Below are 26254 nucleotides of genomic sequence, written 5' to 3' on the forward strand. Positions count from 1 at the left end.
CGATATTGCTGTGACCTTCACTCACCACCTGTCCTTGATGCACGGCTGGGTTCCGACCAGCATCCAAGTCATCACCGCCGTGGTGTTGATCGCCGCAATCGGTTGGCGTACCCGCCGCTGGGCGCTCATCTGGCTGCCGTTCGCCGCCGCGGTCGGCGGCATCCTGGTCGCGGGCACCAACTGGTACATCGAGTCCGAGGGGTTGGCGGGAAACCCGGCGCCGCGGTCCCTGTGGGTGTGGATCGCGCTGACCGGTGTGGCGGTCGTGGTTCTGGCTGCCGGCTGGCGCGGCAGCAAGTGGTGGCGGCGCGGTTCCGCCGTCATGGCAATCCCGCTGACGCTGCTGTGCACGGCCCTTGCGCTGAACCTGTGGGTCGGTTACTTCCCGTGGGTGCAGACCGCGTGGAACCAGTTGACCGCCGGGCCACTGCCCGACCAGACCGATCAGGTCACGGTGACCGCGATGCAGCGCCAGGGCACCATCCCCGCCAAGGGCAGTGTGGTCCCCGTCGAAATTCCCAACACGGCTTCGGGTTTCCGGCATCGCGGCGAGTACGTGTACCTGCCGCCGGCGTGGTTCGCCTCCAATCCCGCGCCGAAGTTGCCCACCGTGATGATGATCGGCGGCGAGTTCAACACCCCGGCCGACTGGATGCGGGCCGGCAACGTGATCAAGGCGATGGACGATTTCGCCGCCGCCCACCACGGTTACGCGCCCGTGCTCGCGTTCGTCGACCCGGGTGGCACCTTCAACAATGACACCGAATGCGTCAACGGCAAGCGCGGAAACTCCGCCGACCATCTCACCAAAGACGTTGTCCCCTATATGAACAGCCACTACGGCGTCAATCCGGCGGCCGCCGGGTGGGGTATCGTCGGCTGGTCCATGGGTGGCACCTGCGCCGTGGACCTCGCGGTCATGCACCCCGAGTTGTTCAGCGCGTTCGTCGACATCGCGGGTGACCTCGGCCCGAATTCGGGAACCAAGGCACAGACCATCGATCGGCTGTTCGGCGGCAGCGCCGCCGCCTGGGACGCATTCGACCCGAGCACCGTGATCAACCGACACGGGCCATACGACCAGATGGCCGGCTGGTTCGACGTCAACGACACGTCCACGCCGGGCAAGCCCGCAGCCCACGCCAACGACCAGGCCAAGGCCGCCAACGCCCTGTGTGCGCTCGGGTCGAAGCACGGCATCGAGTGCGCGGTGGTGACCCACCAGGGCACCCATGACTGGCCGTTCGCCAGCCACGCGTTCACCGCGGCCCTGCCCTGGCTGGCCGGCGCGATCGGTACCCCGCTGGCGCCCGCAGTCGGACTGCCGCAGTCGTCACCCTCGGCAGCGTTCATCCAGACGGCCGCCAAATAGCGGTCAGTAGTCGGATTCAGCCGCGCGGATCTCAGCCAGAAAGGCGTCGGTACCGGGCACGGTCAGCCGGGCCCGCGCGAATGCCCGCACCCGGTCGCGGTCGGAGGAGGACTCGCCGACGCCGGCGGCCCCGACCCGCACCGAGGTGTGAGACCAGTCCAGGTTCCAGGCCTGGGTTTCGGTGAGCGGCTGTCCCTCCGGATCGTGCAACTCCAGTACCGCACGACCCGAGACATCGAGGAAACCGGAAGCGGCGCAACCGTTACCGCGTATCTCCACCTCGATACCCAGCGGCGAATCCAGCCCCGAAAGCGCCACCTGCACCTCCGCGGCAACCTCCGCACCGGCCGCCGTCACCGACCACTCGATGGTGCCCTCGGCAGCGTCGAACACACCGGGCGGCACCGCCGACCATGCGACGGTGCCGGTGCCGCGGGCGATCAGTCCGGCCGCAACCGGACCCTCGCCGGCGCCCGCCGCCAGGGCGTAGTCGTCGCGCTGCGGTGCCGCCGCGACGGAGTCCGGCCAGTCGAGCCCGATCTCACCGGCCAGCTCCCGGCATTCCTCGACCAGCGCCGCCATCCTCGGATCACCCTGGTCGGCAAAAGAACTCAACACGCCGAGATGTGGCGCCAACAGGCCTGCAACGTCGGAATCCAGGGTGTCGTCGGTGAAGAAATCTTCGGCGCTCACCGTGAGCAGTGCCAGTTCCGCGTCGAGCACCGGGCGCTCCAGTGCCGCGATGCCGTCCCGGTCACTCGCCGGCCACCACCGCCGCAGCCAGTGCCCGATTGCCAAGCGCCGCAAGGTGTCCGTCGTACCCGGCAGCATCTCGACCCCGGCCAGGTCCACGGGCTCCCCGGACTCCCGGTGACGTAGTGCGTCCAGGAGCGCAACATGACCGGACTCGCCGGCCACCCGCCACAGCCAGTCCGCGCGCTCGGGGTTGGTGAAGGTGATGGAAGGTGGTTCACCGACGCCCTCGTCCACCACCCAGGACAAAACGGCGCCGCTGACCTCGAGAACCGCGACCACAGGCACGTCGCCGGTGTGCGGACCGGTGCTCCACAGCCCGCCTTCAGCAGCCAATCTCACTCTGCCACCTGTACTTCCAGCATCGCCTTGATCCGCTGGCGGTGGTCGAGGCTGACCGATCTGGCCACACCTTCCAGCAGGGACCGCAGGTCGTCGACATCCGCGCAGGACTCCTGCCAGACATCGCGGCCGTGCAACCGCGCCCAGAGCCGGCTCAGATAGGGACGGCAGAAGGCGGCAAGATCATCGACGACCTGCCGTTGACGCGGGTGCACCGCGGCACCGTCCGCCAGATAGCGGCGGGCGTGCAGCACGTAGGCCTCCTTGGCCAGCCGGGCCTGGATACGCGCCGACAGCTGGTAGCGGCCCGCGGCCGACGCGTCGAGCGGATGCAGGTCGGTGGCCACCTCGATGCCCGCGAGCAGCCCGGCCTGTTTGTCCTCGGCCAGCAGCCCCCACGGGGCGCAGGCCCGGTCCACCTCCTCGGCGCACAGCAACGGGATGTCGGGTAGTTCGTCGCGGTCCAATGCCCGGCGCAATGTCGCCCGCACCCGGTCCACCACGGTGCGGTCCAGCGGGCGGTCTCCTTCGGCAGGGCCGTCGATCGTCGGGTGCTGTTGCGGCTGAGTTGAACTCAGCCCGATGTCGACGATCGACCACGGCAGCTCGGCGCCCGCGTCGCGTGTCCCGGCGCCCAGGTTGTGCGGCGTGGCGTCGGCCACCAGCGCCGACCACACCCGCCGCCGCGCCGCCTCGGCACGGTGGCTGTCGGCCGGGCCGAGCACGGTCGCCAGGCCGGCGAAGAACGGACCGGTGATGGCGTCGGAAGCCACGACGTCATGCCAGCTGCGGTCGAGTTGACGACGCAACCGGTCGACGACGTGCGGATCGGCCACGTGCTGGTTGAGAGCCTCGGTGGCGGTGCGGTCACGGCCCTGGTGGAGATCGGCCAGTACCTCTGCGGCGACGTCTGCCCGGTCCGAGGCCGGGGCACCTCGGGTCACCGCGAGTTCGAAACACACCGGGAAATAGAGCTCCTGGGCGTTGCCGGTGGTGATGCGCAGTCGTCGGCGCTGCTGTTTGAGCTCGGTGAACCAGGCTGCGGCGGCCCGAAGTTGCGGCGCGTTGCGGAGCATCTGCGCGTGCAGTTCGGCCGCCACCTCGGGAGCCAGCACCGGCGCCGAATAGTGGGTGTTGCTGCGCAGCCTGAGCACCAGCGGGTCGATGATCCGTTTGACCGTCCGGCGTAGCGGCCCGCCGTCGTCGCCGCTGAACACCTCGACCCCCGGTCCCAGAGCGCGCCAGGCACGATCGATCACCGCCCGGCGCGGTTGGGCAGCATCCACACCCGAAACGGGGCCGGCCTGCGCCCCAGACGTTTCGGACCCGATGCTCACCGGCACCAGGATAGAGGCCGAAGTTGGGTTCGGTAGCGGCCGCTCGGCCGGATCCTTGGGGACATGACCGACACCGTGCTGCTCGCCGTCCTGTGCCTGTTCTGCGCCGGCGCCGCGCTGAGCGCCACCCGCCGGGTGCGGCGTGTCTGCCACAACGACGAGGTCGACGAGCGTCTGGTCACCCTCGGGGAGCTGGTGGCCGAGTTCGACCACATGCTGATCCGCAAGGGACTCATGACCCAGGTGCAGATCGAGTTGATCCGCACCGGCACCCGGTCACGCGGAATCATCACCGGAATGCGGGCAACCGGGACCATCCGCGAGGACTACCGCGAGATCGAACTCGACCTGATGGTCAGCCGGCGCGACGGCGGTCAGTTCCCGGTGCGTCAGCGCACGCTGATCCCGGCGTCCGCGCTGGCGAAGGTGTCACCGGGCAACGTGATCGATGCGTACTACCGGCCGGGCGATGAGAACACGGTGGCCGTCTGCGTCACCCCCACCTGACTCAGCGGGCGCCGTCGACGGTGAAGGTGGCCAGAGCGGCCCAGTGCAACGGGCTGGCGGTCCGGTCGCCGTCACGCCACCGGCGCATCATCGCCCGCTGCCAGCGGTTCACCGCCAGGCCCGCGTCGTGCTCGCGATGAGCCAGATCCACCCCGACGATGGTGTCCGTCATCGGGTCGGCCGCGGGGCCTTCCGGACTGAACTGGCGGAACCCGGCCGTGGTCGGCAGCGACCACAAGGTCGCGGTCACCAGTTGCGCACCACCCAGGATCATCGCGGCCACCAATCCGGCGGCCTCGTCGAACCGGTAGTCACCGCCGGATGCGCACGCCAGCAACGCCACTCGGGGCGGAATCGGCAGCTGTCTCGCGATCATCTCCCCCGCGGTCAGTGGCCGTGCCTCGGCCAGGTGCAGGGCCGCACGATCGGCGTGCCCGGCGACACCGTCTGCCGCGCTGGCATGCCCGACGTAGAGCAGCCGGCTCGGGTCCTGTGCGCAGGCTTCGGCCAACCAGCCCCGGTCGGTATCGGTGCGCCGGAACAGCTCGACGGCCGCGTCGACGTTCGGCAGGACCGTGTCGCTCACCAGCTCATCGAAATGCTCCGACAGTGGCGTCTGCGGCGATGGGCGGCCCAGCACCGAGCCCAGCGCCGAATCCGGTCGCTGCCCGGGAATCCGGGGATCCAGAACCAGCACCGGTGGACGGTCCTGGCGTTCAGCCCAACGGGCCGGGCTTCGGGGCGCATGAACGATGTTGGGCGGCACCGCCATCAGCACGTCCACCAGCTCCATCAGCCGGAAGCCGTGGGGACCGGGCATCGCCAACTGGCCCCAGGGCACCCGGCCCAACCGCGGGCTCGGCGTCACGAAAAGCACCGGACGGATGTCGGCGACGCGGTCGGCGAGCAGTTGCCAGGCGTCGATGCCGATCAGATTCGAACCGAGCATGCGGGCCAGTTCGAATTCGCTCTCGGGGGTCGCGAACGCGCCGGCGACCACGGCCCGTTCCACTGCTTCGGCGGGCGTTTCGGTACCGATCGGATCCGGCAGCGCGGGGTTGAACAACGCCTCCACCGCCTCCATGTGCGGTTCCTCGATCACCCAGGTCACCGAGCGTTGCGGCTCTCCCACCACGCGCAGGCTGACGTAGGTCGCGATGCCGACGTCGGCGAAACGCATCACCAGCGTGTCGGTCATGGCCAGGTCGTCCAATCCGCGCCAGGTGCGGTGACGTCGCGCCCATACCGCTGCAGCGCCAGCTCCCGGTAGTGACTCAGGATCGGACCCGAACTCGGGTCGATCCGCAGTGGCGGCAACGGTCCGAGCCGCGTCAACGAGCCTTCGACGTCGACCGGTGCCGCTGCGGCCGCGACGGCGAGTTGCGGGGCGAGTTCGGCCTCGACCGGAACCACGGCCGTCGCCGTCTCCGCCCATTCAGCGGACTGCTCCGTGTCGACCGGGCCGTCTGCCGTGAAAGTTCCTCGTGCACTGTGATATTCGATCAGCTCACAGGTGAGCTCGGTATTGTCCGATTCCCAGGCCACCGCGAATGCCCCCGCCAGCAAGGGCGCCGAGACACTGCCGGCCCACCGGGCCCTGGCCCCGGCGTCGGTGATCGTGTACCGCACCGAATCAACCGCCAGGGCCGCAGGCACCTTCAGGTCGGCGGCCCGGCCCAGCTTGACCATCCCCCGACGGTACTTGCGGCTACCCGGGCGGCAGTTGAACGTGCCGGTCCCCGCGGCATGCCGAGCCTCGACCTGTTCCCAGCTCTGCCCCGGTTTGCCCAAACCGTCGAAGCCCATCTCGGCCAGCGCGTCGGCCCGCCAGATGTTGCCCAGGTGCGCATCGAGCCGGGCGTACTGCAACCAGCTGTGCCGCGGCGAAGCGTCGAGCAGCGCCCTGGCTTCCTCCACCATCGCGATCGCCTCGTCGAAGGCGCCGCGGAACAAGGCGATCCAACTGCGCTGCAGCAGAATTCGGTGGATGTGCAGGGGCCGCTCGATCTCGCGCCAGTGCCGCTCGGCATGGTCCCAGCATTCGTCGGCCTCCCGCAACCTGCCCAGTCCCACCCGGATCAGGCCGAAGTACAGCCAACTCCGCGATACATCATGGGCGCGGGCGTGCTCGGCGATCACCGGGTAGGCCTCGGTCACCAGATCCTGGGTCTCGGCGTACTGACCAGCTGTCCAGGCGGCGGCTCCCCGTTCGAGCTGGGCGCGGGCGGTGGCGAGTCTCCAGCCCCGGGCCTGCGCACGGGCACCGGCCCGGCGCAACCATGGCTCGGCCTCGTCCAGGCGACCGGACTCGATGCAGAACCGACCGTAGCCGAGCGCTCCGGTGACGAACAGGTGATCGGCCTCGGCGTCGTCGGGGGTGGGCCCCGGATTCTGCAGTACCTCGAGCACCTCGGCCCACACCGGCACCGATGCGGCATACAGATCGTCGTCGCACAGACTGCTCGCGATCAGAATCCTGGTGTGGCAGATCAGGTTACGATGCTCGTGTCGCAAATCGTCGAAGTCTCCGACGGTTTCGATCAGGGTCTCCAGATGCGCTGCGGCACCGTCATGATCGCCGCGGGCGGCAGCCAGCCCGGCTTCGAGGAACTCCAGCCGGCGGGCGTAGCGGCAGGTCATGTGATCGATCTCGGCGTCGGACATGGTTGTCTGTGCGGCAAGATCGGGCCGTTGCCCCGACCGGATCGAGAGGTAGATCGCCAGAGTGTCGCGGATCCGGGAAATGCTCTCCACCACACCGTCATAGGCGGTCCGTACCAGGAAGATCTCGCCGAGCTGGGCGAACACCTCGAAGGCATAGTCGTCGCGATCGGCCTGCTCGATCCGGGGTAGCAGCGACAGCAGGAGGTCGTGGGCAGCACCCTCGTCGGCGGCCAGCGCCAGGTGACGTGCGCGGTCGAGATCGCCGACGATGGTCACCTCTGCACCATATAAAAGGTGCGGGCGCGCCCGGCAGGTGGTCCGCCGGGCACGCCCGCAATGTCGGGAGATCAGCTGCAGGACACCGTGATGGTGAACGGCTTGCTGATCATCCCGGCCATCGGGTTCTTCATGTCGGCGCCCGACGCCTCACCGGTGATGGTGTAGGTGTCCCCGTCGACCTTGACCTCGGCAGAGCCAACCTTGACACCCATCGCCTCACTCACCGCGAGTGCGCTTCCGTCGAAGACCAGGCCGAGCGACTCGACCTTCGGGGTGGCCTCGTCGGTCATCACCACGCCCAGGCCCTGCTGGCCGCCGATCGCGGCGCTGCCGATGTTGATCTTGCCGCCCTGCTTCACACAGCTGACCGAGTTGAGATCGAGACCGGCCAGGTCCGCACCGTCGACCTTGACCTGGGTGTTGCCCCCGGTGCTGACCTTGGCTTCACCGGCCGGCTGAGTCGCCGAGGCGGCAGGCTTGTCCGCGGGCTTGTCGGCGGGCTTGTCGTCCGAGCAGCCCACCAGCACCGCACCGGTCGCGAGCAGTCCCATGGCGCCTGCGATAACTCGATTCATGCTCATTCCGTCTTCCCCTTCGTCTCACGTTGCCCCGATGGCTCCGTCCTGTGCTCAAGTGAAGGCGGGCCCAAGTGCTACCGATCCCAAGAAATGTCGGTTGCCGCAGGTAACGTGGGTTTCGTGACGAAGGACCCAGAGCAGCCGGATCAGCCCGAAGAAGCCGAGGAGCCCGCCGCGGTGGAGGGTGAGATCGTTCCCGCGGCCCCGGAGCCAGCCCCGGCCACGGGTCCGGCCGCACCGGTCGAGGTGCCCGACACCGGCTACACCGCCGCCGGGGTGCCGACGTTCGACGCGGTCCGGGAGAAGATCGAGACCCGGTACGGCACCGCGATCGGGTCGGCGGAGCTGGCGGCCGAGACTCCGGAGGGCCGCTCCGTCGAGGAGCAGTACGAGAAGCGCCAGCAGGCGGCGGCCGAGCGCCTGCAGCAGATCCGTGAGTCCATGCACAAGGACGACACCTGATCCGTGCGCACATTCACCCTTGCCGAGCGGCGGGCCCGGCTGGCCCGGCGCCATTTCCTGAGCCAACCAGCGTCCTCCGTCGACGACACTGCGCGCGCTTTCGTCGGCCTCCACGCGACTGATCCCTCGACCCCTTACCTGTCCCTGTTTGCGCGGCTGCCCGGCTTCGCCGTCGACGATCTCGACGGCGAGCTGTACCAGCAGCGCACGCTGCTCAAACACCTCGCGATGCGCCGCACGCTGTGGATCGTGCGCACCGAGGACCTACCGCTGGTGCAGGCCGGGGCCAGTGACCGGGTAGCCGGCAACGAGCAGCGCAAGCTCGTCGGCGATGTGGAGAAGGCCGGGGTGGCCGCCGACGGCACCCAATGGCTGCACACCGCGGGCCAGGCGGTCCTGGCCCATCTACGTGAGCACGGGCCGACCCCCGCATCCCAGCTGCGCATCGCACTACCCGAACTCGCCGGAAGTTTCGACCCGGCACCGGGAAAGCGCTGGGGCGGTGAGACTCCGCTTTCCCCAAGAGTTTTGACGGTGCTCGGGGTGCGCGGCGAGATCGTCCGTGGCCCCAACGACAGCGGCTGGACAAACTCACGGCCACGATGGGCGGTCACCTCCGACTGGCTCGGGACGACGGTGCCGACAGCCGAGCCCGACCATGCCCGCGCCGAGTTGGTGCGCACCTGGTTGCGTACGTTCGGCCCCGCCACGGTCACCGACATCAAGTGGTGGTTCGGCAACACCCTGACCTGGGCCCGCCACGCCCTGCGTGATATCGGCGCGGTCGAGGTCGATCTGGACGGCACCACGGGCTACGTGCTGCCCGACGACCTCGACGTCGAACCCGAGGCTGAGCCGTGGGCGGCTCTGCTCCCTGGCCTGGACGTCACCACCATGGGGTGGTTCGACCGCGACTGGTACCTCGGCGACCATCGCCCAGAGGTGTTCGACACCAACGGCAACGGCGGGCCGACCGCCTGGTGGAACGGCCGGATCGTGGGCGGCTGGGGCCAGGACGCCGACGGCCGCGTCCAACTGCACCTGCTGGAGGAGATCGGCCGCGACGGCACCCGCGCGCTGCGGCAGCGCGCCGATGCGCTCACGGACTGGCTGGCCGGGGCTCGTGCCAATCCCCGCTTCCCGTCGCCACTGTCAAAGCGCTCATGACGCGGTACGCCGGTTGGGGGCTGCCGATCGTGGTCGGCTTCGTGTTGATCGGCATGATGATCGGGGCCTCCGCCCCGGGTGAACCGTTGATCCTCTTCTACATCTCGGCACTGCTGCTTTTCGCGCTGGCGTTCGGCTGGCTGGTGGCCGTGGTCCGTCTGCTGAGTAGCTCCGGCAGACGACCGCGACAGTGGATTGCCGCGGTGATGCCGCCCATCCTGACCCTCGTGGCCTTTCTGCTGATCCACGCCGGTGTGCCGATTCAGATTCGTTGGTACACAGCACAACCGGCGTTCGAGCGGGCTCTGCAGGCGTTCGATCGGAATGCCACCTTCGGCAAACACTCCGGCCACATCTCCGGCTACCCCATCGAGTACGTCGCGCGCCGAGCCGACAACTTCGTCGACTTCACCTACCGCGACGACCAGAACGAGTGGAACGGCTTCGCCTTCAGCGCGGACGGCGGCCCACCTCAGACCGAACACAAGTCATCGGGCGACTACGTCATAGGGTGGACGAAACGCCTTGGTCCGCACTGGTTCGCGTTCCAGAGCTACCACACCATGAACTGAGCGTCAGGCGCTGACCTTGCGCCGCTTGGGTTTCGGTGCCGGCACATCGATGAGCTCGGCGAGGAACTGACCGGTGTAGCTGTCCGGGTTGGCCGCCACGTCCTCGGGCGTGCCCTGCGCCACGACCGTGCCGCCCCCGGCCCCGCCCTCGGGACCCATGTCGACTATCCAGTCCGAAGTCTTGATCACGTCGAGGTTGTGCTCGATGACGATCACCGTATTGCCCTTGTCGACAAGACCGTTGATCACCTTGAGCAGCTTGCGGATGTCCTCGAAGTGCAGGCCGGTGGTCGGCTCGTCGAGGATGTAGACCGTGCGCCCAGTGGACCGCTTCTGCAATTCGGCGGCGAGCTTGACGCGTTGCGCCTCACCGCCGGACAGGGTCGGGGCGGGCTGGCCCAACCGCACGTAGCCCAGACCGACGTCGACGAGGGTCTTGAGGTAACGGTGGATCGAGCTGATCGGCTCGAAGAACTCGGCGGCCTCCTCGATCGACATGTCCAGCACCTCGGCGATGGTCTTGCCCTTGTAGTGCACCTCAAGGGTTTCCCGGTTGTACCGGGCGCCCTGGCACACCTCGCACGGCACATAGACGTCGGGCAGGAAGTTCATCTCGATCTTGATGGTGCCGTCACCCGAGCAGGCCTCACACCGGCCGCCCTTGACGTTGAACGAGAACCGGCCCGGCTGGTAACCGCGGACCTTCGCCTCGGTGGTGGCGGCGAACAGGGACCGGATCTTGTCGAACACCCCGGTGTAGGTGGCCGGGTTGGACCGCGGCGTGCGGCCGATCGGTGACTGGTCGACCCGGACCAGCTTGTCGAGCTGATCGAGCCCGTTCACCCGGGTGTGCCGGCCGGGCACCTGCCGCGCACCGTTGAGTTTGTTGGCCATCACCGAGGCCAGGATGTCGTTGACCAGCGTCGACTTGCCCGAGCCGGACACCCCGGTGACCGAGGTGAGCACGCCGAGCGGGAACGCGACGTCGATCTCCTTGAGGTTGTTCTCCCGAGCCCCGACGACGGTGACCTGACGACGCTTGTCGGTGGGCCGGCGGATCGCCGGGACCTCGATGCTCTCCTTGCCGGAAAGGTAAGCGCCCGTGATGGATTCGGGATTGGTCAGCAGATCCTGATAGGTGCCGCTGTGCACGATCCGGCCGCCGTGCTCACCGGCCGCCGGGCCGATGTCGACGACCCAGTCCGCGTGGGCGATGGTGTCCAGGTCGTGTTCGACGACGATCAGGGTGTTGCCCAGATCCCGCAAGCGGACCAGGGTGTCGATCAGCCTTCGGTTGTCCCGCTGGTGCAGGCCGATGGATGGCTCGTCGAGCACGTAGAGCACGCCGACCAGACCGGAGCCGATCTGCGTGGCCAACCGGATGCGCTGCGCCTCACCGCCGGACAGCGTCGCGGCAGCCCGCGACAGCGACAGGTAGTCCAGCCCGACGTCGAGCAGGAACCCGAGCCGCGACTGGATCTCCTTGAGCACCTGCCCGGCGATGGCCTGCTCACGTGTGCCCAGCGTCAGATCGTTCAGGAAATCAGCACAGTCTGCGATCGACAGCTCGGCTACTTCGGCGATGGACTTCGCGCCGTGATCGCCGGCGGTCATCGTCACCGCGAGAATCTCGGGCTTGAGCCGCGTGCCGTTGCACTCCGGGCACGGGATGTCGCGCATGAAGCCCTCGTAGCGTTCCTTCATCTGCTCCGAGTCGGTCTGCTCCATGCGGCGCTGCAGGAACGCCATCACGCCTTCGAAATCGGCGTAGTAGGACCGCGTGCGGCCGTAGCGGTTCTTGTACCGGACGTGGACCTGGTGATCCGAGCCCTCCAGAATCGCCTTACGTGCCTTGGCGGGCAGCTTCTTCCACGGGGTGTCGATGTCGAAACCGAGCTGATCACCCAACCCGGACAGCATCCGGGTGAAGTACTCGGCACTCTGGCCCACCGCCCACGGCGCGATCGCGCCGCCGGCCAGGGTCAGCTCAGGGTCCGGCACCACCAGTTCGGGGTCGACCTCCTTGCGGATGCCCAGACCCGTGCACTCCGGGCAGGCGCCGTACGGCGAGTTGAACGAGAACGACCGGGGTTCAAGATCATCCACGGCCAACGGGTGGCCGTTGGGGCAGGCCAGCTTCTCGGAGAAACGCTGCTCCCGGTGCGGATGGTCATCCTCGCGGTCCACGAACTCCAGCACCACGATGCCGTCGGCCAGATTCAGCGCCGTCTCCACCGAATCGGTGAGCCGCTGCTTGGAGCTGGCCTTGACCGTCAGACGGTCGACGACCACCTCGATGTCGTGCTTTTCCTGCTTCTTGAGCTTCGGCGGATCGGTCAGCGGGTGCACCACGCCGTCTACCCGCACGCGGCTGTAGCCCTGGCTGTTGAGCTTCTCGAACAGATCGACGAACTCACCCTTACGGGTGCGGACCACCGGAGCCAGCACCTGGAAGCGCAGGCCCTCATCCATGGCGAGGACCTGGTCCACGATCTGCTGCGGGGTCTGGCGGGCGATGCGCTCACCACACACCGGGCAGTGCGGGGTGCCCGCGCGGGCGTACAGCAGACGCAGGTAGTCGTAGACCTCGGTGATGGTGCCCACGGTCGACCGGGGGTTGCGGTTGGTCGACTTCTGATCGATGGATACCGCAGGCGAGAGGCCCTCGATGAAGTCGACATCGGGCTTGTCCATCTGGCCGAGGAACTGCCGGGCGTAGGCCGACAGCGACTCGACATAGCGGCGCTGGCCCTCGGCGAAGATGGTGTCGAAGGCCAGCGAGGACTTGCCGGACCCGGACAGGCCGGTGAACACGATCAGCGCATCACGCGGTAGATCGAGGTCGACTCCCCGCAGATTGTGCTCGCGCGCACCCTTCACGATCAGGCGGTCAGCCACGCGTTTCCTTTCCCACGACAGACTTCACGCCCATGCTATGTGCGCCCACCGACAAGCCGGATACGGTGGCGCTATGACCAGCCCCCACATCGCGGTTGACGACACCTACACCGGCCACCAGGAGCCGCAGACCGCGGCCAGGCGCACCCTGCCGAACGCCTCGATCATCAAGGTGTCGGTGGGCCCCATGGACAACAACGCCTACCTGGTGACCTGCAATTCCACCGGAGAAACGCTGCTCATCGACGCCGCCAACGACGCCGAGGTGTTGCTGGACGTGATCAAGCAGCAGACGCCGAAGCTGTCGCTGATCGTCACCAGCCATCAGCACTTCGACCACTGGCAGGCGCTGGAAGCTGTGGCAGAGGTCACCGGGGCGCCGACGGCCGCCCACTCCCTGGACGCCGAACCACTGCCCGTGACGCCCGACCGGATCCTGGCCGACGGCGACACGATCACGATCGGCGACCTGACGTTCGACGTGATCCATCTCCAGGGTCACACCGAGGGCTCGGTCGCCCTGGCCCTGAAATCACCCGACGGCGTGACCCACCTGTTCACCGGCGACTGCCTGTTTCCCGGCGGGGTCGGCAAGACCTGGCAGCCCGGTGACTTCGAGCGGTTACTGGGCGATGTGAGCACCAAGGTGTTCGACGTCTACGACGACCGCACAGTCGTGTACCCCGGCCATGGAGACGACACCACGCTCGGCGCCGAACGTCCCCATCTCGGGGAGTGGCGCGAGCGCGGTTGGTAAGTCAGGCAGCGGCTCAGCTGGTGTGGACGATGAGCACGTCGGTCTTGGACCGGCGTGCCACGTTCGCGGGCACCGAACCCAGCAGACGGCCGGCAATCGTGCTCAGGCCGACGTTACCGACCACCAGCAGATCCGCCTGGACGTCCTCGGCCAGCTCGACGAGCGCATCGACCGGAGCGCCCACAACCGGCCGCTCCTCGATTTCCGTGGCGCCGGCGGCCTTCGCGCGGTCGGTCGCCTCGCGGAGGATGGCGTAGATGGGGGCGTTACCCGCCATCTTGTATCCCTCTTCCTTGAGCACATCGGCGGCACGCTGATCTTCGCTCTGGGGGAAGTACGCGGTTGCCACGATCAGTTTGGCATTCGAGCCTGCGGCAATCTGACCGGCGCGGTCGACTGCACGCAACGACGAATCAGATCCGTCCGTGCCGACCACCACGGTTCGATACGCGCTCATCAATACCCTCCCACTGTCAGTTGCAACGCCACCCGAGACAGTAACCCGTCGCCGCTGACCAGGGGCGCAAATCACGACACCCGCACGGACAGCCGACAACTGGACCCACTATTGGCATCCCGGTCCGGCGAACCGGCCCTGATATTAACTCGCAGAGGCGCAAATTCGGTGCCGACCGTGACGTAGTCGACGTCGGCCGAATCCAGGTTGTCGCCAGGACGATTCACCGCGGGAGTGATCCAGCTCATCTGTCGGGACCGCCTGGCAACAGCACTGTCGGATAAAGCGAGTCGGCTCCCCTCAGGTTATTGTTTGCCATCACTTGAGGGGGTGACACCGTCGCTGACGTGGATCTATCGCTGAATGAGCGCGCCGACGGCGCGGACCGGCGCGTCGGTCGAGACACCCGATTCGACGCCCTGGCGGTGGCGGTATTTGCCGTCGTGCTGTGCGCGGCGGGAGCCGCCCGTCCTTCGCTGTGGTTCGACGAGGCGGCCACCATCTCGGCTGCTACCCGATCGGTGCCGCAGCTGTGGGACCTGCTCGGCCACATCGACGCGGTGCACGGGCTGTATTACCTCGGCATGCACGGCTGGTTCAGCATCTTTCCGGCGACGGAGTTCTGGTCCAGGTTCTCCAGCTGCCTGGCCATCGGCGGCGCCGCCGGCGGGGTCGTGGTGCTCGGCCGACAGTTCGGCTCCCGCACGCTATCGGTCTGTGCGGGAATTCTTTTCGCGATGCTGCCCAGGATCACGTGGGCAGGTATCGAGGCCCGCTCCTACTCGTGGTCGACGCTGGCCGCGGTGTGGCTGACCGTTCTGCTCATCTGCGCCATCCGGCGTGACCGCCGTGCGCTGTGGCTGTCATACGGTGCGCTGCTGGTGGTTTCGGCCGTGCTGAACATCTTCGTGGTACTGATGGTGATTCCACACGGTGTGGCCGTCGCGATCCTCTGTAGCCGAAGTCGCACCCGCATCAGGTGGGCCTCGGTGACAACCGCAGCCATCCTCGTCCTGGTTCCGTTCGTCCTGTGGTGTCGCTCGCAGAGCTTCCAGGTCGGGTGGATCTCACATTTGGGTCTGCATACCGTCGTCGAAGTCCTGGTCAGGCAATATTTCGACCACAGTGTGGCGTTCGCGGTACTGGCAGCCGCCGTGCTGGGCACACCGCTGGTGGTCAGGAGGCTGCGGCCCACCGATGACGGCACCCGACGGCTGGTGCTCGTGGCGACGGTGTGGGTTGTCGCCCCGACAACGGTGTTACTGGTGTATTCGGCTGTTGCCCAACCGCTTTACTACCCTCGCTACCTCAGTTTCACCACGCCGGCGATGGCGCTGCTGCTCGCCGTGTGCGTGGTAGCCGTGGCTCGGAGCAGGGAGTGGATCACGGCCGTACTGGCGGTGTTCGCCGTCGCGGCAACACCCAACTATCTGATGGTGCAGCGCGGCCCGTACGCCAAGGAGGGCATGGACTTCAGCCAGGTCGCCGACGTCATCTCGGCACACTCCTCCCCCGGCGACTGCCTCATCTTCGACAACACCACCTCATGGAAGCCGGGCCCGATCCGCCCGCTAACCGCCGCCCGGCCAGCCGCGTACGCCGACCTTGTCGACCCCGGCCGCGGCGCCCCGGCCTGGAAACGAAATCGGTTGTGGGATGCGCATCTCGGGATCTGGGGCGTCGCCGACGAGGTGCGCCGTTGCACCGTCTTGTGGACGGTGTCCGAACGCGACCCGTCGGTACCGAGCCGACAGAGCGGAGCCGCCTTGAAGCCCGGGCCCCGACTGGACCGGGCCCCGGCCTATCAGGTGCCCGAAAGCATGGGTTTCCACATCGTCGAACGCTGGCAGTTCAACTTCGCCCAGGTGGTCAAGTCCACCCGGTGAGTCAGTCGCGACGACGGCCGAAGTACATCTCCTGCGCCGTCGAGCACACCAGGTTCCCGGCGCGGTTGTACAGAGTGGCACTGGCCAGGCCCCGGCCGTTGATTCCGCTGGGCGAAACCTGGTCGGACAACACCCAATCCGTCAGATCGGCCGGGCGATGGAACCAGATCGCCAGGTCGATCAACGCAGAGAAGACACTGACCTGGGTGGCGCGCCGCATCGTCACCGTCGTATCGAGCACCGCCGTGCCCGAAAAGTACGTCAGCAGACAGCTGTTCACGATCGGATCGTCGGTCACGGGTTCGGCCGGGCGCCACCACATCCGGGTGCGCTCCGGAGGTTCCGGCAGATCGATCGCCAGCCGCGGCGGCGGGTCGATGTAGCGCCGCTCGATCCACTGCGGGCGCACCCAGTACCCGCCGGCCTCATCGGCGAACGCCTGCAACTGCTCCTCCACCGGGGGCAGGGTCTCGGGATCGGGTACTTCGGGCCGGGGTTGCTGGTAGTCGGCGGCATCCATGTCGACGCTGAACGAGACCAGAGCTTCCAGCAACACCTCGCCATCTTGGCGGCCGATGACGCGGCGGGTGGACAGCGATCCGCCGTCACGCAGGGTGCTCACCTCCATCTGCACCGGATACCGGGCATCACCGGCCCGCAGCAGGTAGACGTGCAGGCTGTGCGGCAATCGGCCGGGAACGGTCCGACTGGCTGCCATCAGCGCCTGGGCGGAGATGTGGCCACCCACGATGTGATGGCTCGGGTTGTCCCGCTGTTCGGCGACGAAGATCCCATCACCCGACTCCACGAGGTCGAGCGTGGACAGGACGTCGGCAAGGGGCAACATGGGCACGGCAGCATTATTCGATGCAGCCCCCGCCCGTTAGCGGGCGGGGGCTCTCATCCGAGCGAGTGACGGGATTCGAACCCGTGTAAACGGCTTTGCAGGCCGGTTCCTAGCCACTCAGACACACCCGCATCGACTGGCTACTGTGCCAGCCGCTTCAACGCGGGCCCATAGTTTCGATCTCAATGATCACTAATTAGTCGGAGTCCCCCACCGGCCTGCCGACCGCTGGTCCGCCTTGCGGCCACCCGGCCGGCGAGTCCTCCCACGCTTCCTGCCGTCCGTACGGGGTGAGGTCGAGGAAGGGGTATCCCACGGCGCTGTGGTCGAGGCCGCGGGCGAACGCCGAGTAGGTATGGAACACCTCGTCGCCGCGGCGCAGGAAGACACTGGCCCCGGGCCAATCACCGCGCAGGTCGTCGTCACTGAAACCGTCGGCGCGCAACTCGTCGGCGGACTTGTAGTTGTATTCGATTGGGGCACGGGCCGGGTCGAGCGTCACGTGGTAGTCGTACGTGAAGTCACCGTCGCGCGACGAGTACCAGGGGAACGTCCAGCCGTGGCTGTCGCGGTAGGCCGCGATGCTGGCGTACGGCGCGCGGGACACACAGGCGAAGGTGACGTCCTTGCAGTGCAACAGCTCTCGATCCTCTTCGGTGAAGGTGAGGTCGGCAGCGGCCGTGCAACTGGGACATCCGGCGTCGATCGCGTCGATCCACATGAAGTGGTGGATGTAGAGCTGGCTGCGGCCCTCGAACATGCCAAGGAGCGTCACTTCCCCGTCGGGGCCCTCGAACGTGTAGTCCTTCTCCACCTTCACCATGGGCAGCCGACGGCGTTCGGCGTTGACCGCGTCGCGCAGGTGCGTCGACTCACGTTCGCGGGCCAGCAGCTTCTTGCGCGCCTCGAGCCACTCGTCCCTGGTGACGGCATCTGGATAGGCATTGAGTGTCAGCGGCATCGAATCACTCCTCGTGTTGGTCCTATACGAGTGAGACTCGCGGCGCCGCCGAAACTCATCGCGCACGAGGGCGCGCAAAGTGTCGACGTTTCGCGGCGTGTCAGGGAGCAGACACGCACGCTCGCCGTGCAGAACGGAACGAGGCGAGGGCACCGACGGTGGCGAGCACCGCAAATGCGGCGAACAGCCAGCGCGCTGCGGCCGCGTCCGCGGTAGCGCTGAGGTTGACGACGACTCCAGCCAGACCCGCGCCGAACGCCCCGCAGATCAGTTGCACGGTGTTGATCGCCGCCGCCGCGGCCGGCCCCTCGGCGGGGTCGTCGACGCTGCCCATGGCCCAGGCGGACAGGTGAGGCCAGGCGATACCGATCCCGGCACCGGTGACCACCAACGCCACCGCCCACGCCCCGACCAACCACGGCGTCATGCCGTCCCGGATCAACAGCGCACCGAAGGCCAGACCGGCCGCCATCACCAGGGGCGCGACCGCTACCGTCCGCCCGATCGCGCGCCGGTTCTGCAGCGACGCGCTGACGATCTCCCCCGTGGTCCAGCCGACCGACAGCACTGCGCCGAAGAATCCCGCCATCACCGGAGTCAGGTGCCCCAGACGTTGACCGAACAGCGGCACATACATGTCCACCATGGTGGCGGCCATCAGCACCCCGAGGCTCAGGTAGATCCACTTGAGCGGACCGGGCCGGAATGTGCTGGGCGGCAACACCGATGCCCGGCCGCGGCGGTCGACGAACAGGAACCCGGCCACCAGCGCTAGCCCGACACCGAGCAGTGCTGCGGTCCCCCTCCAGTCGTGCGGGATACCCGCCATGCTGACCGACATCGCCGCGGCACCCAACAGGGCCAGCGACCACACCGGGATACCGGGCGCCGGAGCCGATGCCGTCCCCCGGGCGGGCAGGGCGACCGGCACCAGGACGGCCATCGCGACCGTCAGGATCACCAGCACACCGAACGCCCACCGCCAGTGCCCGAACTGCGCGAACAGTCCGCCCGCCGCCGGACCGATCAGTGTGCCGACGCCCCACATCGCCGACACCAACGCGGATGCCTTGGTCCACAACGTATTCGGCAGCGCCGTGTTGATCACCGCGTAACCCAGGCCGGCCAGCAGTCCACCGGCGAAGCCTTGCACGGTGCGACCGAGAAGCAGGATCTCCATGCTGGGGGCCAGGGCACAGCCCAGGCTTCCGGCACCGAACACTGTGAGCCCCAACAGGTATGCGTGTCGGGGGCCCAACCGCATCAGCAGCGAGTGGACCGTGGTGGCCGCGACCACCGACGCGACCAGGTACACCGTCGTCACCCAGGCGTAGAACCGCTGCCCGCCGATGTCGCCCACCGCACTGGGCAGCAGGCTGATCGTCAGGAACTCGTTGGTCGCGTACAGCAGCACGCCGCCGGCCAACACGGTGGACGCGCCCAGATAGCGGGCACCCAACAACTGGCGCCAGGTCCCGGTATCGGGCGTCACGGTATCGGTCACACCGATGACGCTAGAAGCTGAACCGCCGTTGAGGTCAACTCTGGTTACTTCAGGCCGGCGGCGTCCATCCCTCGCAGCTCCTTCTTCAGGTCCTGGATCTCGTCGCGGATGCGCGCCGCCAGTTCGAACTGCAGATCGCGAGCGGCCGTCATCATCTGCTCGGTCAGATCCTTGATCAGATCGGCCAATTCGGCCCGTGGCATGTTCGTGGTATCGCGCCCCTCCACGATGCCGGCACTGACCGACCGCCCGGGTTCACCCTGAGCGCGCCGGCCACGCGAGGCGTTGCGCCCCGAACCGCCGACCTCGACGGACTCGGTGTCGTCCGCCTCGCGGTACACCTGGTCGAGAATGTCGGCGATCTTCTTGCGCAGCGGCTGCGGGTCGATCCCGTTGGCCTCGTTGTAGGCGACCTGCTTGGCGCGGCGGCGTTCGGTCTCATCGATCGCCTCACGCATCGAGTCGGTGATCTTGTCGGCGTACATGTGCACTTCGCCCGACACGTTGCGCGCCGCGCGGCCGATGGTCTGGATCAGGCTGCGCGTGGAGCGCAGGAACCCCTCCTTGTCGGCGTCGAGGATCGCCACCAGCGACACCTCGGGAAGGTCCAGACCCTCACGCAGCAGGTTGATGCCGACCAGTACGTCGTACTCGCCGAGGCGCAGCTGCCGCAACAACTCGACCCGCCGCAGGGTGTCGACCTCCGAGTGCAGATACCGGACCTTGATGCCGAGCTCCAGCAGATAGTCGGTGAGGTCCTCGGCCATCTTCTTCGTCAGCGTGGTGACCAGCACGCGCTCGTCGCGCTCGGTGCGGGCACGGATCTCGCCGATCAAGTCGTCGATCTGGCCTTTCGTCGGCTTCACCACCACCTGAGGGTCGACCAGACCCGTCGGGCGGATCACCTGTTCGACGAACTCACCGCCGGCCTGGCTGATCTCGTAAGCACCCGGCGTGGCCGACAGGTACACCGTCTGCCCGATCCGGTCGGCGAATTCTTCCCAGGTCAGGGGCCGGTTGTCGACGGCCGAGGGCAGCCGGAAGCCGAAATCGACCAGGTTGCGCTTGCGCGACATGTCGCCCTCGTACATGCCACCGATCTGGGGCACGGTGACATGAGACTCGTCGATGACGAGCAGGAAGTCCTCGGGGAAATAGTCCAGCAGTGTCGCGGGCGCCGAGCCGGCCGGCCGGCCGTCGATGTGGCGCGAATAGTTCTCGATGCCCGAGCAGAACCCGACCTGCTTCATCATCTCGACGTCGTAATTGGTGCGCATCCGCAGCCGCTGGGCCTCCAGCAGCTTGCCCTGCCCCTCCAACTCGGCCAGCCGCGCCTCGAGCTCGGCCTCGATGGTGGAGATCGCATGCTCCATCCGCTCCGGCCCGGCCACATAGTGCGTGGCCGGGAAGATCCGCAACGAATCAACCTGGCGGACGATGTCCCCGGTCAGCGGATGCAGGTAGTACAGCGCCTCGATCTCGTCGCCGAAGAACTCGATCCGCACGGCGAGCTCCTCGTAGGAGGGGATGATCTCCACCGTGTCACCGCGCACCCGGAACGTGCCCCGGGTGAACGCCACGTCGTTGCGGTTGTACTGGACGTCGACCAGCAACCGCAGCAGCCCGTCGCGTGGCACCTCCTGACCGACCTCCAGCTCGACCGAGCGGTCGAGGTAGGACTGCGGCGTGCCCAGGCCGTAGATGCACGACACCGAAGCCACCACGACCACGTCGCGCCGCGACAGTAGGCTCGACGTCGCCGAGTGGCGCAACCGCTCGACATCGTCGTTGATCGAGCTGTCCTTCTCGATGTACGTATCGGTCTGGGCGATGTACGCCTCGGGTTGGTAATAGTCGTAGTACGAGACGAAGTACTCAACAGCGTTGTGCGGCAACATCTCCCGCAATTCATTGGCGAGCTGGGCGGCCAGCGTCTTGTTCGGCGCCATCACCAGGGTGGGCCGCTGCAACCGCTCGATCAGCCAGGCCGTGGTGGCCGACTTTCCGGTACCGGTGGCGCCGAGCAGCACGACATCATGTTCGCCGGCCTTGATCCGGCGCTCGAGTTCGTCGATCGCCGCCGGCTGGTCACCGGCCGGGTCGTACTCACTGACCACCTCGAACCGGGCACCGGTGCGGACGAGACCAGCCACGGCATCGGCCGCCGGTCGGTACTCCGAATGCGCGAGCACAGGATGTTCGGTCGCAAAGGCCATGCTCACCAGCGTAGAACTGTGCACCGACAACTTCCGCCTGCGTTCGCTCCCCGCGTAGGCTTGGCTCATCCACCCGCCCAAGCACGAGACATTCGACCTGGTGGCCCGCACGAACACCGACCCCAAGGGCATCGTGCGGGCCGTCGACGTCTACACGGTCGAGCCCTGGGGCCTCTACATGGCCCGGCCGACGCCCGGCCGAGCCCAGTTCCACTACCTGGAATCGTGGTTGCTGCCCTCGCTCGGGCTGCGGGCCAGCGTGTTCCATTTCAGCCCCGGCCACGAGCGTGACCAGGACTTCTACCTCGACATCGGTAGCTACACCGCGGGTCCGTCGGTGTGGGACTCCGAGGACCACTACCTGGACCTGGTGATCCGCACCGGGCGCGGCGTCGAGCTGTGCGACGTCGACGAGCTGCTCACCGCCGTCCGCCATGGATTGCTGAGTCCGGAGGTGGGAGAACAGGCGGTGCAAACCGCGGCGACCGCGATCGAGGGCCTGGCGAGCTGCGGCTATGACCTGGATCGGTGGCTGTCCGGCAACGGAATGGCCCTGACGTGGCGGGGAGCGTAAGGTCAGGATTCATGAGCTCAGCTAAGTACGTCTGGGGAGCCCTCCCCGCGCTGGCAGGACTGCTCACCGGCGCACTGTTGATCCCCGCCGCGGCACAGGCCGACCCGGAGGCCCCGCCCCAGGTGGAACCGCTGCCCGACCAGCAGCTACACAACGTCACTTACCGCGCCAGGATCGACGGCGTCTCGCGCAACGCGACCATCGCCTACAAGATCGACGACGACAACATCAACACCGCCGACCCGTCCATGCTGCCGGGCCGGATCTTCGAAGCCACCGGTGTGGTGTCCGATCCGGAGACGGCCGGGATGGCGGTCCGCATCGACTGGCCGTACTCGGCGAACCTGCACTGCGAGATCCTGGTGGACGACCAGCTCATCGCGCAGGCCGACACCTTCGTCGGCCCGCGTCTGACCCGGCCCAAGGACGATCCGAGCTACGGCAGCCTGCCCTGCGGCGCCCCGTTGAGCGCGCCGGTACCGGGCACCATCGCCGACACCGTGCCGCCGAACACCGATGCCGCACTCCCGCAGGCCGACCCCGCAGTCCCGCCGCCGGCAGAAGCTGAGCCGCCGGCGGCGTAGCCTCAGCGCTTCAGCCAGGACTCGACCGTGTGCCGGGTGTCGTTGATATGGGCTTCCATCTGGGTGGCGGCCAGTTCCGGATCACGGTTCGCGATAGCTTCGAGGATCGACTCGTGGTAGTCGTTCGCGTTGGGCTCCAGGCGTCCGAAGATCGCACCGACCGGTAGCCACATCCTCCGGCGGGCGTCCGCGACCGCCTCGGCCAGCCGATCATTCTGCGAAGCCTGGGCGATACCGAGATGAAACGCCGAGTCCAGGGTCTGAAAATCCGCGGTGTGCTGGGCAGACTGGTCGTTCATCCCCGTCTGGAGCGCGGAATCCATGTCTTTGAGCAGCCTGCGCAGCTCGGTCACGTCCGTGGCGCGGCGCCGCTCGGCGGCCATCCGGGTGGCGCCGGTCTCGACGATCACGCGGTAGTCGAAGGCATCGCGGATCGCACGCTTGTTACGGCGCATCTCCCGGCGCATCACGGCCGCGTCGTAGTGCGGCGCCTGGACGGTGAACCCGCCACCACGGCCACGCCGCACGGTGATCAGGCCCTCCTTCTCGAGGACGGCCACGGCAGCGCGCACGGTGGTGCGAGAGACGTCGAGCACGTCCGAGAGTTCGCGCTCGGTGGGCAGCCGATCCCCGGGCCGGAACTGACCGCGTTCCAGCGCCCGCCGCATCTGGTCGACGACCAGCTCGTGTGCGGCAATCTGGCGGACCGGAACCAAGGCCGGTTTCAATGTTGGCACGTTCGTCCCCCCTTTGGACGCTTCGAACGCTACCGCACAGCAGAACAGCGGCCCACGCAGCCGACCTGGATAGCGACGTGCGAAACCTGGTGCCGCCCAGCGGCCTAGGGCCGCCAGCCCGTCGTATCTGCCCATTTCCAGGCGCGTCGGTAGGCATCCAGGAACCACGGCTCTTTGGCCACGGCGTAATCGGCCGTCGCGAGCGCGGCACGCTTGACCGCCAGATAGTCGGCCTGCACGCCGGGGTTGGCCCGCAGCCAGTCGACGAACATCAGGGCGAACCGCTGATTGGGCCTGCCGTCTACCCGGATGTGCACGTTGGTCGGCCGGCCCGGATCCGCCGAGGCATGGAAACGCTTCTGCCACAACGCCGGATCGCCATCGTGCGGTGTGTCGGTGGTGATGTCCGGCACCACGGGATAGCCGGCGGTCAACAGTGCCTCGGCGAGTTCGTCGGCGATCTCCAGCGAGCCGACCGTCACCTGCACATCGATGACATCCTTGGCGTCCATCCCCGGCACGGCGGTCGAACCGATGTGGTCGATGCGCACCGCGCGGTGGCCGCAGGCCGTGTTGAGCCGGGCCAGGATCCGGCGAGCCTGATCCGGCCACGTCGGGCCATAGGGCACCACGGCAGGGTCGCGACGGGCAGGCCGACGGATCTGCAGGTTGTGCGCGAAGGGCAGGATCCGCTCGTGCCAGAGGGCGCGAGCCTGCTCGACGACGGCGCCCGGGCTGCCCGAGTTGTCCAGCCACACATCGGCGACCGCACGGCGCTGTTCCTCGGTGGCCTGAGCGGCGATCCGGGCGCGGGCGTCCTCCTCGGTGAATCCGCGGTATTCGATGAGCCGCTTGACGCGCAGTTCCGCGTCGGCGTTGACGATGATCACCAACGGGAACATCGGCGCCATCTGCGATTCCACCAACAGCGGGATGTCCTCGACGATCACGGCGTCTTCGTGGGCTGCGGCGATGAGCTCTGAACGACGGTGCGCCACCAGCGGATGCACGATGCCGTTGAGGGTGGCGCGCTTCTCGTCGTCGCTGAAAGCGACCGCCGCCAGCGCAGGACGGTTCAACGCCCCCTCGGGCAGCAGAATTCCGTCGCCGAACGCCTCGACCAACTTGGCCAGGCCCTCGGTTCCGGGCTCGACCACCTCACGGGCGATGACGTCACCGTCGACGATGATGCCGCCGAGATCGCTGAATGTGGCCGACACTGTTGACTTCCCGGCGCCGATACCGCCGGTTAACCCGATACGAAGCACGCCCCACAGTGTGTCAGGCCCCCACAACGACGAACGCCCCGACCCAAAGGGCCGGGGCGTTCGTTGTCGTACTTGTCTAGGCGTTGCCTGCGAGCTTCTCGCGCAGAGCGGCCAGCTGTGCGTCGCTGGCCAGCGTGCCACCGGTGGACTCCTCGCGACCAGCGCCGTTGGACGACGACGAGGTCGGACGGGCAGCTTCCTCGGCCTCGGCCGCGGCGAACTTCTCCATCTGCGTGGTGTGCATCTTGTGGCGACGCTCGGCCTCGGCGTAGCGGGCCTCCCACTCCTCACGCTGCTTGTCGAAGCCTTCGAGCCATTCGTTGGTCTCGGCGTCGAAGCCCTCGGGGAAGATGTAGTTGCCCTGCTCGTCGTAGCTGTCGGCCATGCCGTACTTCGACGGGTCGAACTCCTCGGTGTAGTCCTCGTTGGCCTGCTTGAGGCTCAGCGAGATCCGGCGACGCTCCAGGTCGATGTCGATGACCTTGACCATCGCGTCGTCGCCGACCTGGACCACCTGGTCCGGGACCTCGACGTGGCGCTCGGACAGCTCCGAGATGTGCACCAGACCCTCGATGCCCTCTTCGACGCGGACGAACGCACCGAACGGCACCAGCTTGGTGACCTTGCCCGGCACGATCTGACCGATCGCGTGGGTGCGGGCGAAGTGGCGCCACGGGTCTTCCTGAGTCGCCTTGAGCGACAGCGAAACCCGCTCGCGGTCCATGTCGACGTCGAGCACCTCGACGGTGACCTCGTCGCCCACCTGAACCACCTCGGACGGGTGATCGATGTGCTTCCAGGACAGCTCGGAGACGTGCACCAGGCCGTCGACGCCGCCGAGATCGACGAAGGCGCCGAAGTTGACGATCGAGGAGACGACACCCTTGCGGATGGCGCCCTTCTGCAGCTGGTTGAGGAACTCGCTGCGCACCTCGGACTGGGTCTGCTCCAGCCAGGCGCGGCGGCTCAGCACCACGTTGTTGCGGTTCTTGTCCAGCTCGATGATCTTGGCCTCGATCTCCTTGCCGATGTACGGCTGCAGATCGCGGACACGACGCATCTCGACGAGCGATGCGGGCAGGAAGCCACGCAGACCGATGTCGAGGATCAGGCCGCCCTTGACGACCTCGATGACGGTGCCCTTGACGGCCTCGTCCTTCTCCTTGAGCTCCTCGATGGTGCCCCAGGCACGCTCGTACTGAGCGCGCTTCTTGGACAGGATCAGGCGGCCTTCCTTGTCCTCCTTGGTGAGAACGAGGGCCTCGACCTCATCGCCCACGGAAACGACCTCGTTGGGGTCGACATCGTGCTTGATGGAGAGTTCGCGGGAAGGAATGACACCTTCGGTCTTGTAACCGATGTCGAGCAGGACCTCGTCACGGTCAACCTTGACGATGGTTCCCTCGACGATGTCGCCATCGTTGAAGTATTTGATGGTTTTGTCGATGGCGGCGAGAAAGTCCTCAGCCGAGCCGATGTCGTTGACGGCTACTTGCGGCGAGGTGACGGAGGGAGAGGGCATGTGGTGGGTT

General features: G+C 67.4%; 23 protein-coding genes and 1 tRNA gene. 9 read left to right on the plus strand and 15 right to left on the minus strand.

All coding sequences use genetic code 11. The features are described from left to right. Positions 1-10: 10 nt before the first annotated feature. A complete protein-coding gene (locus AB0876_RS23385) occupies positions 11-1372 on the plus strand; it encodes an alpha/beta hydrolase (RefSeq protein WP_526043066.1) in 1362 nt (453 codons plus the stop codon). Positions 1373-1375: 3 nt separating this feature from the next. Here the strand turns inward: AB0876_RS23385 and AB0876_RS23390 are convergent, their stop codons facing one another. Beyond that, positions 1376-2467, minus strand: coding sequence for a hypothetical protein (locus AB0876_RS23390; RefSeq protein WP_526043067.1), 1092 nt, complete (start codon positions 2465-2467; stop codon positions 1376-1378). Next, a complete protein-coding gene (locus tag AB0876_RS23395) occupies positions 2464-3804 on the minus strand; it encodes a hypothetical protein (protein ID WP_526043068.1) in 1341 nt (446 codons plus the stop codon). Before AB0876_RS23395 ends, AB0876_RS23390 begins: the two co-directional genes overlap by 4 nt. 63 nt (positions 3805-3867) lie before the next feature. Between AB0876_RS23395 and AB0876_RS23400 the strand changes: the two genes are divergently transcribed. Next, positions 3868-4311 (plus strand): hypothetical protein, encoded by a 444-nt coding sequence (locus tag AB0876_RS23400; RefSeq protein WP_491840725.1) that lies wholly within the window; start codon positions 3868-3870, stop codon positions 4309-4311. A 1-nt stretch (position 4312) separates the two neighbouring features. Here AB0876_RS23400 and AB0876_RS23405 read toward each other — a convergent pair whose 3' ends face one another. From AB0876_RS23405 to AB0876_RS23415, 3 genes are all read right to left on the minus strand, one after another. Next, entirely contained in the window at positions 4313-5509 is a 1197-nt protein-coding gene (locus tag AB0876_RS23405) for a CHAT domain-containing protein (RefSeq protein ID WP_526043069.1), read from the minus strand. After that, the gene (locus AB0876_RS23410; protein ID WP_526043070.1) at positions 5506-7251 is read right to left on the minus strand and encodes a tetratricopeptide repeat protein; all 1746 of its coding nucleotides are present in this window, start codon (positions 7249-7251) and stop codon (positions 5506-5508) included. The genes AB0876_RS23405 and AB0876_RS23410 overlap by 4 nt, the downstream gene beginning before the upstream one ends. Positions 7252-7322: 71 nt before the next feature. After that, positions 7323-7829 carry a lipoprotein LpqH gene (locus tag AB0876_RS23415; protein WP_526043271.1) on the minus strand — a complete coding sequence of 169 codons (507 nt, stop codon included), beginning with the start codon at positions 7827-7829 and terminating at the stop codon, positions 7323-7325. 93 nt (positions 7830-7922) lie between these two features. On the opposite strand from AB0876_RS23415, the gene AB0876_RS23420 reads away from it, so the two are divergent. The 3 genes from AB0876_RS23420 to AB0876_RS23430 are packed head-to-tail and all read left to right on the plus strand — an operon-like array spanning position 7923 to position 10033. Then, a complete protein-coding gene (locus AB0876_RS23420) occupies positions 7923-8294 on the plus strand; it encodes a hypothetical protein (RefSeq protein ID WP_491840721.1) in 372 nt (123 codons plus the stop codon). Between the two features lie 3 nt (positions 8295-8297). Further along, positions 8298-9461, plus strand: a complete 1164-nt coding sequence (locus tag AB0876_RS23425) for a DNA glycosylase AlkZ-like family protein (RefSeq protein ID WP_526043071.1) — start codon at positions 8298-8300, stop codon at positions 9459-9461. Further along, positions 9458-10033, plus strand: coding sequence for a hypothetical protein (locus AB0876_RS23430; RefSeq protein WP_526043072.1), 576 nt, complete (start codon positions 9458-9460; stop codon positions 10031-10033). Before AB0876_RS23425 ends, AB0876_RS23430 begins: the two co-directional genes overlap by 4 nt. Before the next feature lie 3 nt (positions 10034-10036). On the opposite strand, the gene uvrA is transcribed toward AB0876_RS23430, so the two are convergent. Then, positions 10037-12931 (minus strand): excinuclease ABC subunit UvrA, encoded by a 2895-nt coding sequence (uvrA, locus tag AB0876_RS23435; RefSeq protein ID WP_491840718.1) that lies wholly within the window; start codon positions 12929-12931, stop codon positions 10037-10039. A 73-nt stretch (positions 12932-13004) separates the two neighbouring features. Between uvrA and AB0876_RS23440 the strand changes: the two genes are divergently transcribed. After that, positions 13005-13688 (plus strand): MBL fold metallo-hydrolase, encoded by a 684-nt coding sequence (locus AB0876_RS23440; RefSeq protein WP_064881002.1) that lies wholly within the window; start codon positions 13005-13007, stop codon positions 13686-13688. A 13-nt stretch (positions 13689-13701) separates the two neighbouring features. Here AB0876_RS23440 and AB0876_RS23445 read toward each other — a convergent pair whose 3' ends face one another. Continuing rightward, complete coding sequence (locus AB0876_RS23445; RefSeq protein ID WP_055114775.1) at positions 13702-14145, minus strand: universal stress protein; 444 nt, start codon at positions 14143-14145, stop codon at positions 13702-13704. 347 nt (positions 14146-14492) lie between these two features. On the opposite strand from AB0876_RS23445, the gene AB0876_RS23450 reads away from it, so the two are divergent. After that, entirely contained in the window at positions 14493-16031 is a 1539-nt protein-coding gene (locus AB0876_RS23450; protein ID WP_526043073.1) for a glycosyltransferase family 39 protein, read from the plus strand. Position 16032: 1 nt separating this feature from the next. On the opposite strand, the gene AB0876_RS23455 is transcribed toward AB0876_RS23450, so the two are convergent. From AB0876_RS23455 to uvrB, 5 genes are all read right to left on the minus strand, one after another. Then, a complete protein-coding gene (locus tag AB0876_RS23455) occupies positions 16033-16878 on the minus strand; it encodes an acyl-CoA thioesterase (protein ID WP_491840772.1) in 846 nt (281 codons plus the stop codon). 60 nt (positions 16879-16938) lie between these two features. After that, positions 16939-17009 (minus strand) — tRNA-Cys (locus AB0876_RS23460). A 65-nt stretch (positions 17010-17074) separates the two neighbouring features. Then, positions 17075-17839: a DUF899 domain-containing protein gene (locus tag AB0876_RS23465; RefSeq protein ID WP_526043074.1), complete on the minus strand. Its 765-nt coding sequence runs from the start codon at positions 17837-17839 to the stop codon at positions 17075-17077. Positions 17840-17939: 100 nt separating this feature from the next. Continuing rightward, positions 17940-19343: an MFS transporter gene (locus tag AB0876_RS23470; protein ID WP_526043075.1), complete on the minus strand. Its 1404-nt coding sequence runs from the start codon at positions 19341-19343 to the stop codon at positions 17940-17942. A 44-nt stretch (positions 19344-19387) separates the two neighbouring features. Continuing rightward, positions 19388-21559 (minus strand): excinuclease ABC subunit UvrB, encoded by a 2172-nt coding sequence (gene uvrB / locus AB0876_RS23475; protein ID WP_526043076.1) that lies wholly within the window; start codon positions 21557-21559, stop codon positions 19388-19390. A gap of 133 nt (positions 21560-21692) precedes the next feature. On the opposite strand from uvrB, the gene AB0876_RS23480 reads away from it, so the two are divergent. Both AB0876_RS23480 and AB0876_RS23485 read left to right on the plus strand, forming a co-directional pair. Continuing rightward, positions 21693-22133 (plus strand): ribonuclease FAU-1 family protein, encoded by a 441-nt coding sequence (locus AB0876_RS23480; protein ID WP_526043272.1) that lies wholly within the window; start codon positions 21693-21695, stop codon positions 22131-22133. 11 nt (positions 22134-22144) lie between these two features. Continuing rightward, entirely contained in the window at positions 22145-22717 is a 573-nt protein-coding gene (locus tag AB0876_RS23485) for a hypothetical protein (protein WP_526043077.1), read from the plus strand. A gap of 2 nt (positions 22718-22719) precedes the next feature. On the opposite strand, the gene AB0876_RS23490 is transcribed toward AB0876_RS23485, so the two are convergent. The 3 genes from AB0876_RS23490 to rpsA form a co-directional block, all read right to left on the minus strand. Next, positions 22720-23454: a FadR/GntR family transcriptional regulator gene (locus tag AB0876_RS23490; protein ID WP_491840711.1), complete on the minus strand. Its 735-nt coding sequence runs from the start codon at positions 23452-23454 to the stop codon at positions 22720-22722. A 104-nt stretch (positions 23455-23558) separates the two neighbouring features. Next, the gene (gene coaE, locus AB0876_RS23495) at positions 23559-24722 is read right to left on the minus strand and encodes a dephospho-CoA kinase (RefSeq protein WP_526043078.1); all 1164 of its coding nucleotides are present in this window, start codon (positions 24720-24722) and stop codon (positions 23559-23561) included. A gap of 76 nt (positions 24723-24798) precedes the next feature. Then, positions 24799-26244, minus strand: a complete 1446-nt coding sequence (gene rpsA / locus AB0876_RS23500; RefSeq protein WP_055114791.1) for a 30S ribosomal protein S1 — start codon at positions 26242-26244, stop codon at positions 24799-24801. Positions 26245-26254 lie beyond the last annotated feature (10 nt).

Source organism: Mycobacterium sp. NPDC049093, assembly GCF_040704635.1.
GTDB lineage: Bacteria > Actinomycetota > Actinomycetes > Mycobacteriales > Mycobacteriaceae > Mycobacterium.